The organism is Anaerococcus urinomassiliensis (assembly GCF_900128425.1).
GTDB lineage: Bacteria > Bacillota > Clostridia > Tissierellales > Peptoniphilaceae > Anaerococcus > Anaerococcus urinomassiliensis.
In genome coordinates, this window is record NZ_LT635782.1 from 628,646 (window position 1) to 640,235 (window position 11,590).

Sequence of the window (11,590 nt, forward strand, 5' to 3'; positions counted from 1 at the left end):
AAAATATAAAATAACTGAAATAGTATAATTAGTGAAGATACAAGCTGAGGTATGTTAGAGTCCAAATCAGGGTCTGATTTATTTTATGAGATTGATAGTAAATTCTTGTGGTTTTATTATTGATAAAGACAAAGATAGGGTAAATATTAATAGAGATTAATTTACAAAGGAGATATTGTGTACGATTTTATTTTTAACATACCAACAAAGGTTCTATTTGGAAAAAAACAACTTAAAAATTTGCCGGAGGAGATTAAAAAATATGGTAGTAAAGTTATTTTGGTTTATGGACGAAATAGCATAAAAAAGATTGGTCTTTATGATGATATAATTAAGTTATTTGATGAAAATTCAATTGAAGTTTTTGAGCTGTCAGGAATAGTTCCAAATCCAAGAATAGATAAAGTTCGTGAAGGTGTTAAGATTGCCAAAGATAATGACATTGACTTTATCCTTGCTGTTGGTGGTGGATCTACTATTGATTCTGCCAAGCTTATTGCAGTAGGTGCAAAATCATCTGCTGATCCTTGGGATATAGTTATAGGCAAAGAAAAACCTAATGATGGTATTGCTTTAGGAAGTATTTTGACCCTTGCTGCTACAGGATCAGAAATGAATGCAGGATCTGTAATTACTAACGAAGAAACTGGACAAAAATTAGGTTGGGGCTCAGAATATGCAAGACCAAAATTTGCTCTAATAAATCCAGAGTATACCTACAGTGTAAACAAATATCATTCAGCAGCAGGAACTTGTGACATAATAAGCCATACTTTGGAAAATTATTTCACTTTAAACGATGGGGCATATTTAGATGATAGATTTGCAGAAGCTATTTTAAAAACTTGTATAAAATACGGACCTATAGCGCTTAAAGAACCAGAAAATTATGAAGCTCGTGCCAACTTAATCTGGGCAAATACCTGGGCAATCAACGGCCTTCTAAATGCTGGTAAATCTACAGCTTGGTCAGTTCACCCAATTGAACACGAACTTTCTGCCCTAAGAGATATAACTCATGGCGTAGGACTTGCAATACTTACTCCTTATTGGCTAGAATATTGCTTGGATGATGAGACAAGCGAAAAAATTGCCACATTTGGATATAATGTATTTGATATAGAAAAGACAGGCTCTCCAATGGATGATGCTAAAAAGGCTATAGATGCTCTAAGAGAATTCTTTATTTCAATTGGTATACCAGAAAACTTAAGAGCTGAAGGATTTAGCGAAGAAGATCTTCCTATAATGGCGAAAAATTGTGTAAATAATAGAGAAAAACCTCAAATAGATGGATTTAAACTTCTAAAAGAAGAAGATATACTAAAGATATATAAGATGGCCCTATAAATATATGGTAGATATTGAAAAATTAGCCAAAGATATTGTAAATAAAGGTGATTCTTCTGAAAGTATAATTATTTTTGACAATAAAAACAATAAGACCATAGAATTTGCAAAAGATAAAGTTTTTGATGTTAGATCAATATCAAAAACAGTCTTATCCTTAACATGTGGGATTTTAATTAACCAAAGTAAGGAAAAATTTAACCTAGATACTTATATATATCCAATTATTAAAGATAAGATAAAGCTAGAAAACAAAGAGAATTTATCTTATCTTAAGGAAATTAAAGTAAAACATCTACTCACTCATACTACAGGATACAGAGACTTGTTCCTATATAGCAAAGATATAATAGAAAGTGATTATGATGACTTATTTGCCTATGTAGTAAATTATCCACTTTATTATAAACCTGGAAGTCACTTTCTCTACTCAAACGCAGGTTACTATCTCTTAGCTATAGTTATGCAGGAGTATATAAAATATGATCTATTTGATTTTGTAGATGAAGAATTATTAAAACCTTTGGGTATAAATGATAGGTCACGGGGAAAACTTGGTGACTATATTGCAGGTGCTACAAAAATAAATTTAAATGCTTACGATATGTTAAAAATAGGACAAGTTATAATAAACAAGGGCCTATATAACAACTTGCAGATAGTGGATAGCGCGTATATAGATTTGATGCAAAAACCCTACCAAAAATCCATAAATGAGGTTAAAAGAGAATATATTTCTGAAGACTACTATGGTTATGGTATGTGGATATCTGAAAAGGGGGTAGTATTTGCATCAGGAACTGGAGGACAACTTATTGTTCTTTTAAAGGACTTGGACCTACTAATAGTGTCTACAAATTCTTGTTCTGACAGTAGAAGCTACCAAATAAAAACTGATATTGATAATTTGATAAATATTATTTATGAAGATAGGAGATAAAATGGACTACAAACACATTGACCAATACACAAAAATTTATGAAGACCACAAAGAATTAATTGAAAATCTAGCTAAATCTTTAGAGGAATTTAAAGATCATCAAAAAGAATTAAATAAACTAGAAAAATATTATTACTCTGAAGAATTTATGAAAGATTATGATGCATCTAATAAAGGGGAGATACCAGACGATATTATACAAGGTATACTTACAGAAGATGCAATATACGATCTATTAGGCGACAATTATTTTATGGCAAAAGATTTATTAGATCTTGCAAATGATATAATCCAAGATAAATAATAAAAAAATAAGACCTTAGCACTAGTGCTAAGGTCTTATTTATATTTGGTGCACCATCAGAGGCTCGAACTCTGGACACCCTGATTAAGAGTCAGGTGCTCTACCAACTGAGCTAATGGTACTAAAGAATACTTTTCTATTATATAGCACCATTATATTTTTGTCAAGTTAATATATGGACCAAATTTTTACAATTTGATTACTTATTTGATCAAATGTCCATTCTATCTTAGAATTTCTTATACTATTTGGGTCATTTATAAGAAACTTGCCATCTTTGTATGAGTCTATTACAAAAATATGCCCAAATAGAGTGAAGTATCCTCTATTTACAGAAACTAATAGGGGACCCTTGTCCAAAGCTTTTTTCATAGCTTCCTCATTTAAGGAAACATCTTCTATTTTATAATTATATTTTTTTGCTCCATCATAAAAAAAGTTCCAAGAAATTCCTTCATTGCCCATATAATTTTTAGCATCTACTGTTATTTTATCAGGCGTGATAGAACTATCTTTCTTTAACCTAGATAAAATCATAGCCATAGATGTAGGACCACAGCCACTAATTCCAATATTTCTATCACCTAAATCATTGTATGCCCATCTATTATCCCATTGGATGTAGTATGGGGTTTTTCGTCCTAAGTCGACTGATTGGCCAGGTGTGTTTGGGAAGTTAGTAAGTCCGTTGTTCATATTATAAACGAATTCAATTGTGTCCTCATCGTTACCTGCCAAATATGCATCTATATTATTCAAATCATCAAAGTTTTCATAAATCCACTTTGCTTTTGGATTTTCACCAATCCATGATCCTATATTTTTTTTAAGTTCCTCTTTGTTATCAGACTTAAGTTTTGGATTGATATTTTGGTAATTGTCTAGATCATTATTAAGAGTAAGCTCCTTTTTTGGAATAAATGTATCAATAGCAAGCTCATTTATGCTTGTAAGAATATTTAAATTTTCTTCATTAACTATGCCTTCATTCTCTCTAATGTCATCTCTAGAACAAGATGTTAATAGGGGAATGAGAAGAGCTATTATTAGATATTTTTTCATAAGATTACTTTACTACTATAAAGATTTGCTTCAATATCTGTGATAAATATAAAATTTATGATATAATGAGTCGGTAATGTTTCTTGGCACCCATTATAAAAAATATCAAGGAGAGAAAAATGAATAAGAATTTTACAAAAGATACTAATTTTTTGGTTAGATCTGCAGTAGTTGCTGCACTTTACGCAGTACTAACTTTAGTTGTGCCTATGCCACAATACGGACCTATACAATTTAGGTTTTCAGAAATTTTAGTACTATTAGTTTTCTATAATAGAAAATACATACCAGGACTAGTATTAGGATGTGCTATAGCAAATCTATTTAGCCCAATGGCATGGTTTGATGTTATATTTGGTACTTTATCTTCATACATTGCATTTAGATTGATGGAGAAGACAGATAAGTTATTTGTAGCATCTTTATTTCCAGTACTTATGGTTTCTGTACCAGCAATTGGAACTTACCTATTGCTAGATAACTCAGGAGCATTTATAACTATGCTATTCTCATTTATGGCAAGTGAATTTGTAATGGTTTCTATCATTGCTGTTATTATTTTTAAAATCCTAGAACAAAATACTGGTTTTATGAAAATTATTACAGAATTTTAAAAAAGCTCCCGACTGGGAGCTTTCTTATATTTTATTTAGTTTATCAATTATAGCTTCAATTTCTTCTATTTTCTTTAGGCCATCTTCCTTATCTTCATTACTAATAGCATCATATACACAATGCTCTAGGTGTCCTCTAAGAACATCTTTATTTACATTTTTTAATATGGAAATTGATGCCATCAATTGATTACTTATATCTATACAATATCTATCATCTTCAACCATTTTTATTAATCCATCGATTTGTCCACCGACAGTTTTTAATTTTCTTATGGTTTTTGCTTTATCAGCATGCATTATTTATATTCGATACCCTTATATTCATAACCTGCTTCACTTATAGCATTTCTAATTGCTTCTTCATCTGCTGATCCAAAATATTTAACTTCTGCGTTTTTAGCATCTAGGTTTACTTCAGCATCTTCTACAAAGGATAGGCCTTTTAGAGCTTTTTCTACGTTTGCCTTACAGTGGTTACAGGTCATTCCATTTACATTTACTAATAATTTGTTTGTTTCTGCCATTTTTTCTTCTCCTTTATTTACATTTTCTCTTAGTTTATTTTCTTCTTTATTTTGAAGTTTTTCGATTTCTCTTATTTTATTTTCGTTTTTAAATTGAGGCTTAAAACCTCTTAGCCTTAGTGAGTTAAGACATACAAATACTGATGATATACTCATAGCAAAGGCTGCAAACATTGGATTTAAGGTAATTCCAAAACTTGGATATAGTAAACCAGCTGCAAGTGGGATTAGTATTACGTTATAGAAGAATGCCCAAAATAGATTTTGCTTTATGGTCTTAATGGTTGCCTTAGATAGTTCAATTGAACTAACTATATCAAGCAATGAATTTCTCATTAAAACTACATCGGCTGAATCTATAGCAACATCAGTACCATTACCAATAGCCATACCTATATCACTTCTGGCAAGCGCTGGTGCATCATTTATACCATCACCTACCATGGTTACTTTATTACCCATATCTTGGAGTTCTTTCACAACTTTATCTTTATCTTGAGGAAGAACTTCAGCAAATTTTTTATCTATATTAAGCTCAGATCTAATTGCTTCAGCAGTTGTTTTATTATCTCCAGTTACCATAGTTACTTCATAACCTAAATTCTTAAGCTCATCAATTGCAATTTTAGATGTGTTTTTAGCAACATCTTTTACAGCTATAATACCAATTACTTGACTTTGATCAGCAAAGTACATAGAAGTTTTGCCTTGGCTTGCATATTTTTCAGCAATATTTTTATAATTAGCGAGGTCAATATTTTCTTCCGTCATCAACCTAAGGTTACCAGCAAAATAAGTATTATTATCTATTATAGCTTTGATACCCTTACCGGATATAGCATTAAATTCACCAACCTTAACTGGGTGTATATTATTTTCACCTGCATAAGAAGTAATAGCTGTACTTAATGGGTGTTCTGATGAACTTTCTATACTTGTAGCAAGCTCTAAGAAGTCTTTTTCACCCATACTTGTTTCTATATCGGTAACAACAGGCTTTCCTTCAGTAATAGTTCCAGTTTTATCTAAAAGTATTGTATCTACCTTGTGTAAATTTTCTAAGGATTCTGCGTTTTTAAATAATAGTCCAAGCTCAGCGGATTTACCAGTAGATACCATTATTGCCATTGGTGTAGCAAGACCCAGTGCACAAGGACATGATATAACTAGTACCGCGATCATAAGATTTAAGGCAAACTCGAAGTCATAACCTAAAAGCATCCATATAGCAAAAGTAAGTATGGAGATAATAATCACAACTGGTACAAATACAGCTGAAATCTTATCTGCCATTTTTGCAATAGGAGCCTTTGTTTCGTTAGCTTCATTAACTAGGTTAATGATTTGGGATAAAGTAGTATCTTCACCTACAGCAGTTGCCTTAAACTTAAACGATCCATCTTTATTTATGGTAGCTGTCACTACTTGGTCATCAATACTTTTAGTTACTGGTATAGATTCACCTGTAATAGCAGATTCATCAACAACTGAAGAACCTTCTACAATGACACCATCAACTGGTATAGAATCACCAGGCTTGATTAAGATGATATCCCCTTTATTAATTTGATCTACATCAACAATCTCGTGTTTACCATCAACAATCCTGGTAGCTTTCTTTGGAGCAAGGTTCATAAGGTTTTCTAAACTCGCCTTAGTTTTACCTTTAGATCTTGCCTCAAAATATTTTCCTAGGGTTATTAGGGTCAGAATCGTTGCCGCCGACTCGAAGTATAAACTGTGCATATAGGTATGAACTAAATCAAAATCCCCAATGCCTAAACCATAGGCCATACGCATTATTGAGAATATCCCATAAACTGTTGCTGCACTAGAGCCTAAGGCTACTAGGGTATCCATGTTAGGAGCCTTATTTACTAAACCCTTGAATCCTGATATAAAGAACTTTCTATTTACGAATATAACAGGAATACTTAGCAAGAACTGTAAAAATGCATTATTTAAAGCACCCTCAGGGCCTGTAATAAAGTCAAAAACTGGTAATCCTACCATTGGTCCCATAGCTAGATACATAAGTGGAATCAGAAAAGCAAATGATACTTTTAATCTATGTTTAGTTTCATCTTCTAATGTATCTTCATTTTTTTTCTCACTTGTTTTTGGTGTATCTGATGATTTTAAACTAGCTCCATAGCCGATATTTTCTACAGCATTTATTATATCATCATCTGAAATCATGCTTTCGTCATAATCAACACTCATAGATTCGTTGATAAGATTAACATTGACATCATTTACACCGAGCTTTTTTACAGCTCTTGTAACATTAGCCTGGCAAGCGGAGCATGTCATGCCTGTTACATCATAACGTTGTTTCATCTAACCTCCTTCTAACACCCATAGGGGGTGTTAGTATTACTAAACAATTTTTAGTTATTTTTGTCAAGCTAGGGTATCTAAAAATAAATAGACCAGCTATCAAATGTCAAGAGAAAATAAAAAATAATTTATCTTGAAATTTAATGCACGTCAAACAAGCCTAAAAATTTAGGCTTAGAAAAATTAAATAACAACTAAATATTCGGTACGTAAGTTTTGTTATCTCTTAAAACTGCAAAAATTATGTTAGTAAGTTTTCTAGCAACAGCACCAATAGCTGTACCATGAGCCTTACCCCTTTGTCTAAGTTTTTGATAGTAAACAGACAAAGCAGGGTCCTTAAAGGCAGCTACACTAGCAGCAAGCCAAATAGCACGTCTAAGATAAGGAGAGCCACGCTTAGAAATCTTCGTATCGGTTGCATTAAAATTACCAGATTGCTTAACAGCAACATCTAAACCAGCATAAGCAACTAACTGGTTAGCTCTCTCAAAACGAGAAATATCACCAATTTCTGAGAAAATAGCACCACCTAAGATATCGCCAATACCAGTGATAGAAGTAATAACAGGGCATAAAGAATTAATCATAGAAGAAATTTCATCTTCAATATCAGCTATCTGATCTTCAAGAAAAGAAATTTGAGCAATAATCTGTTTAATTTGAAAAGAAAAAGACTTCAAAGCAAACTTAACACCAAAAGAATTAGAAGCCTTCTCTTGAATTTCTTTAGCCTTATCAAGGCCAAAGTGCCCCTTACTACACTTAGACAACATCTTAGCAAGCTCATCAGCAGGAATAGAAATCATATCTTCAGGTAAAGGGAACTTACTCAAAAGCTCTTTAGAAGCAACACCATAAATATTAGAAAAAAGCGAAGAATACTCAGGGAAAACCTGATCTAAAATAGCAACAAGCTTTCTTTTCCAATCAGAAGCTTCATCAACAAGAGCAAACCTAAACCTAGAAAGATTTCTTAAAGCAAAAGTATCCTCATCAGAAAAATGAGAAACAGAAAACTCACCAAACCTAAGAATTTGAGCAATAACAAAAGAATCAACAGAATCATTCTTAGTCTGTCTAATATACATCTTTCTAAAAGCATCAGACTGAATGGGATTAATAACAACACAAGAAAAACCTAAATCAATCAAGAAAGAATAAAGAGAAAGCCAATAATGCCCAGTAGCTTCCATACCAATAATACAATTGTTAGAATCAATCGAAAAAGAGGAAATAAATTTCTGAAACTTCTCTAAACCCCTAATAGAATTAGAGAAAGAAAAAGACTCAGAAACAAGTTTCCCATTAGAATCAATTATTGAGGCTTCGTGGTTGTTCTTTGCAATATCAACACCAATGTAAAACATAAAATCACCTAGCTTAAATATAAATTTAGATAGAGAAAGAACCCTCAATAACTTTACGACAATCAAACCTCGTTAGACATACAGCAACGAAATGTGCTATCCAGCTCATACTGATAAAGACGTAAAGAAGAGGCGTAACCCTTTTTAAGGAAGACTAGCTTCAAGGAGGAAATCTACGACCTCTATCTATACAATTATTATCCCACAAGAAAGTGGGATAGAGAACAAAAAGTAGTATTAAATACTACAACTATAATATACGAGGAGGAACTTATGAAAAGATATAGGATTTTGTTTAAAGGAAGAGTTCAGGGAGTTGGTTTTAGATTTACTGCAAAGATGATTGCAGATAGATTAAATCTAACAGGAAGTGTCAAAAACTTATATAACTATGATGTAGAATCTTATGTACAAGGAAAAGTAGAGAGTATAGAAAGATTCATATATGAACTAGAAAACCAAAGATTTATTAGGATTGAATCTATCGATAAAACTGAAGTTGATATAATTGAAGACGAAAATTCTTTTGATATAATTGGCTAACTATTGATTAACTGTTATTATAAGATATATTAAAACTATGAGTTTTAAAAATAAATTTTCAAAAGTAATAGCAAAAATAGTTAGGGCAGGTCTTAGGCTTACAAAACATAATGCCACTAGTCTGCCAGGATATGTAGCTTATAAATTAGATAAAGATATACTAGATGAGTTATCAAAAAACACCAAATTTATTTTCGTGACAGGAACAAACGGAAAGACTATGACAACTCATTTTTTAGTAAGCATACTTAAACAAAGATATGACAAGGTCTATACAAATGAATCTGGATCAAATATGATTCAGGGTATTATCACAACATTATTAGATAATCCTGCTAAGGAAGATACAATAGCAGTACTAGAAGTTGATGAGGCTAATCTAGTTAAAATTGGTAAAAATATAAAGGCTGATTATGTCGTATTTACAAATATATTTAGAGACCAAATGGATAGGTTTGGCGAAATCTATAATATTTACGCTAAGCTAATTGATGGAATGAAAGTTATGCCAGATGCAAAAATAATTGCCAATGGAGATCTGCCTATATTTAATTATAAAGAAATGAAAGATTTTAACAAGTCTTACTTTGCAATAAGAGATTATTCAAAGGCTAGTGATTACTATGAGCTTGACGCAGAACTTAATTCAGATGGGATATTGTGTCCAAACTGCCATAGCGTACTTAAATACAGATTAAATAATTATGCTTCTTTGGGTGATTATGCTTGCCCAAATTGCGATTTCCATACACCTGAGATCACATATAGCATAGATGAGCTTATAAAGCTAGATGCTAATTATTCTGAATTTCTAGTAGATGGTAGCAAATACGAAGTTAATGTTGGTGGCTTATATAATGTATACAATGCCTTGGCTGCTCTTAGTGTTGCAAAAGAACTAGGACTAAGTGATAAAGAAATTTATGATGGCTTAAAAAGTCAAAAAAATGTATTTGGTAGGCAGGAAAATGTAGTTATTGATGGTAAAAATTTAACTATAAATCTAGTGAAAAATCCTACTGGTCTAAATCAAATAATAGATCTTATGATGTTAGAAAAAGAGGAAATATCTCTAATTTGCCTATTGAATGACAAATATGCCGATGGAACTGATATTAGTTGGATTTATGATTCATATTATGAAAAATTAAAAGACCTAGATATCAAAGATATTTACGTTTCAGGTATTAGAAAAAAAGACATGAAAAGGCGTTTAGAAATAGCAGAAATATTTGATGGTGAAATTTCTGAATTTGATTACGAAAAAGAAATTAATGCTGTAATTAAAAATTCTAAGACACGAAACATCTATGTATTATCAACCTACACAGCTATGTTAAAACTAAGGGAGGTATTAGGTTTATGAAAAGAATAAATATATGCCACCTCTATGGTAATTTACTAAATACCTATGGAGATATTGGAAATGTTATGGCTATTAGCCACGAAGCCCACAAAAATGGCTATGAAGTAAATACCAAGATAGTTACTGTAGGTGATGATTTTAATCCTAATGATTATGACTTTGTATTTTTTGGCGGGGGTCAAGACTACGAACAATCAATAGTTCAAAAAGATCTAGGAGATAAGGCTAACAAACTTAAAGAATTTATTGAAAATGATGGAGTATTACTTGCTATCTGCGGTGGCTATCAGTTGTTAGGAAAGTATTATTATGATGCTTACAACAACAAGATAAAAGGGTTATCAATATTCCCTCACTATACTAAGAATCAAGAAAATAGTAAAAGATTCACAGGACCCATAAAAATAAAGGACAGTTTATCAGGAGATATCTACGAAGGTTTTGAAAATCACGGTGGTGTTACATTTTTATCAGAAGATCAAAACCCCTTTGCCATTGTATTGGATGGAAATGGAAACAACGGATCAGACAAGACAGAAGGATTTAGATACAAAAATACTATTGGTACCTATCTTCACGGACCTTTACTTGCCAGAAATGAAGTATTATGCAAGAATTTGTTTAACTTGATAGAAAAAAATGCCAATTCAAGCAGATAAATACTTTAGTATAAAATAAGCATAAATTTATTAGTTAAATACTTTTTAAAATTTATACCAATTTAAAAATAATGTAGTATACTAATAAAGAAAAGAAAATACCTTTTTAGGGGGGAATATGACAGATTCAAAATTAAGAAATGAACAAACTGATGAGCTTTTTGAAGCAATCTTGATGCTAAAAGATGTTGATGAATGTTATAGTTTTTTTACAGATATATGTACAGCTAGAGAAATTCAATCAATAGCTCAAAGGTTACACGTAGCTAAGCTTCTAAAAATAAGAAAAACATATAATGTAATTGAAGAAGAAACTGGGGCATCTACTGCAACTATCTCTAGAGTTAATAGATCATTAAATTATGGTCTAAGTGGTTATGACCTTGTTTTGGATAAGCTTATAGAAAAAGATTTAAAGAAACAAAGAGAAAATAATAAATAGAAAATAATAGATTTCTAAGATACAATATAAGAGTTGGCTTATGCCACTCTTTTTTTGTAGTATAATTAATAGG

The 11,590-nt window shown here is 31.4% G+C and carries 12 protein-coding genes and 1 tRNA gene; 8 read left to right on the forward strand and 5 right to left on the reverse strand.

What is annotated here, in order from left to right; all coding sequences use genetic code 11:
• The first annotated feature begins 177 nt into the window (after positions 1-177).
• From BQ7474_RS04015 to BQ7474_RS04025, 3 genes are read left to right on the forward strand one after another with little or no spacing between them, the layout of a single operon-like run.
• On the forward strand, positions 178-1,350 hold the full coding sequence (locus BQ7474_RS04015) for an iron-containing alcohol dehydrogenase (RefSeq protein ID WP_073997707.1): 1,173 nt from the start codon (positions 178-180) through the stop codon (positions 1,348-1,350).
• Between the two features lie 4 nt (positions 1,351-1,354).
• Positions 1,355-2,290, forward strand: a complete 936-nt coding sequence (locus BQ7474_RS04020; protein WP_073997708.1) for a serine hydrolase domain-containing protein — start codon at positions 1,355-1,357, stop codon at positions 2,288-2,290.
• A 1-nt stretch (position 2,291) separates the two neighbouring features.
• A complete protein-coding gene (locus BQ7474_RS04025) occupies positions 2,292-2,594 on the forward strand; it encodes a DUF4298 domain-containing protein (protein ID WP_073997709.1) in 303 nt (100 codons plus the stop codon).
• Between the two features lie 46 nt (positions 2,595-2,640).
• Here BQ7474_RS04025 and BQ7474_RS04030 read toward each other — a convergent pair.
• Positions 2,641-2,716 (reverse strand) — tRNA-Lys (locus BQ7474_RS04030).
• 46 nt (positions 2,717-2,762) lie between these two features.
• A complete protein-coding gene (locus BQ7474_RS04035) occupies positions 2,763-3,656 on the reverse strand; it encodes a C39 family peptidase (protein WP_073997710.1) in 894 nt (297 codons plus the stop codon).
• Between the two features lie 119 nt (positions 3,657-3,775).
• On the opposite strand from BQ7474_RS04035, the gene BQ7474_RS04040 reads away from it, so the two are divergent.
• On the forward strand, positions 3,776-4,270 hold the full coding sequence (locus BQ7474_RS04040; protein WP_073997711.1) for a QueT transporter family protein: 495 nt from the start codon (positions 3,776-3,778) through the stop codon (positions 4,268-4,270).
• A gap of 24 nt (positions 4,271-4,294) precedes the next feature.
• Here BQ7474_RS04040 and BQ7474_RS04045 read toward each other — a convergent pair whose 3' ends face one another.
• From BQ7474_RS04045 to BQ7474_RS04055, 3 genes are all read right to left on the reverse strand, one after another.
• The gene (locus BQ7474_RS04045) at positions 4,295-4,570 is read right to left on the reverse strand and encodes a metal-sensing transcriptional repressor (RefSeq protein ID WP_044566171.1); all 276 of its coding nucleotides are present in this window, start codon (positions 4,568-4,570) and stop codon (positions 4,295-4,297) included.
• On the reverse strand, positions 4,570-7,137 hold the full coding sequence (locus BQ7474_RS04050) for a heavy metal translocating P-type ATPase (RefSeq protein WP_073997712.1): 2,568 nt from the start codon (positions 7,135-7,137) through the stop codon (positions 4,570-4,572). The genes BQ7474_RS04045 and BQ7474_RS04050 overlap by 1 nt, the downstream gene beginning before the upstream one ends.
• Before the next feature lie 194 nt (positions 7,138-7,331).
• Positions 7,332-8,507, reverse strand: coding sequence for an IS110 family RNA-guided transposase (locus BQ7474_RS04055; protein WP_073997050.1), 1,176 nt, complete (start codon positions 8,505-8,507; stop codon positions 7,332-7,334).
• A gap of 273 nt (positions 8,508-8,780) precedes the next feature.
• On the opposite strand from BQ7474_RS04055, the gene BQ7474_RS04060 reads away from it, so the two are divergent.
• The 4 genes from BQ7474_RS04060 (at position 8,781) to BQ7474_RS04075 (ending at position 11,517) form a co-directional block, all read left to right on the forward strand.
• The gene (locus BQ7474_RS04060; RefSeq protein WP_073997713.1) at positions 8,781-9,050 is read left to right on the forward strand and encodes an acylphosphatase; all 270 of its coding nucleotides are present in this window, start codon (positions 8,781-8,783) and stop codon (positions 9,048-9,050) included.
• 37 nt (positions 9,051-9,087) lie between these two features.
• Positions 9,088-10,416 carry a MurT ligase domain-containing protein gene (locus BQ7474_RS04065; RefSeq protein WP_073997714.1) on the forward strand — a complete coding sequence of 443 codons (1,329 nt, stop codon included), beginning with the start codon at positions 9,088-9,090 and terminating at the stop codon, positions 10,414-10,416.
• On the forward strand, positions 10,413-11,075 hold the full coding sequence (locus BQ7474_RS04070; protein WP_073997715.1) for a type 1 glutamine amidotransferase: 663 nt from the start codon (positions 10,413-10,415) through the stop codon (positions 11,073-11,075). The genes BQ7474_RS04065 and BQ7474_RS04070 overlap by 4 nt, the downstream gene beginning before the upstream one ends.
• 118 nt (positions 11,076-11,193) lie before the next feature.
• On the forward strand, positions 11,194-11,517 hold the full coding sequence (locus BQ7474_RS04075; protein WP_044566176.1) for a YerC/YecD family TrpR-related protein: 324 nt from the start codon (positions 11,194-11,196) through the stop codon (positions 11,515-11,517).
• The last annotated feature ends 73 nt before the right edge of the window (positions 11,518-11,590 follow it).

Coding starts and splice junctions, on each gene's coding strand:
- BQ7474_RS04020 (WP_073997708.1), top strand. CDS start 1,355: ATGGTAGATATTGAAAAATTAGCCAAAGATATTGTAAATAAAGGTGAT.
- BQ7474_RS04025 (WP_073997709.1), top strand. CDS start 2,292: ATGGACTACAAACACATTGACCAATACACAAAAATTTATGAAGACCAC.
- BQ7474_RS04035 (WP_073997710.1), bottom strand. CDS start 3,656: ATGAAAAAATATCTAATAATAGCTCTTCTCATTCCCCTATTAACATCT.
- BQ7474_RS04040 (WP_073997711.1), top strand. CDS start 3,776: ATGAATAAGAATTTTACAAAAGATACTAATTTTTTGGTTAGATCTGCA.
- BQ7474_RS04045 (WP_044566171.1), bottom strand. CDS start 4,570: ATGCATGCTGATAAAGCAAAAACCATAAGAAAATTAAAAACTGTCGGT.
- BQ7474_RS04050 (WP_073997712.1), bottom strand. CDS start 7,137: ATGAAACAACGTTATGATGTAACAGGCATGACATGCTCCGCTTGCCAG.
- BQ7474_RS04055 (WP_073997050.1), bottom strand. CDS start 8,507: ATGTTTTACATTGGTGTTGATATTGCAAAGAACAACCACGAAGCCTCA.
- BQ7474_RS04060 (WP_073997713.1), top strand. CDS start 8,781: ATGAAAAGATATAGGATTTTGTTTAAAGGAAGAGTTCAGGGAGTTGGT.
- BQ7474_RS04065 (WP_073997714.1), top strand. CDS start 9,088: ATGAGTTTTAAAAATAAATTTTCAAAAGTAATAGCAAAAATAGTTAGG.
- BQ7474_RS04070 (WP_073997715.1), top strand. CDS start 10,413: ATGAAAAGAATAAATATATGCCACCTCTATGGTAATTTACTAAATACC.
- BQ7474_RS04075 (WP_044566176.1), top strand. CDS start 11,194: ATGACAGATTCAAAATTAAGAAATGAACAAACTGATGAGCTTTTTGAA.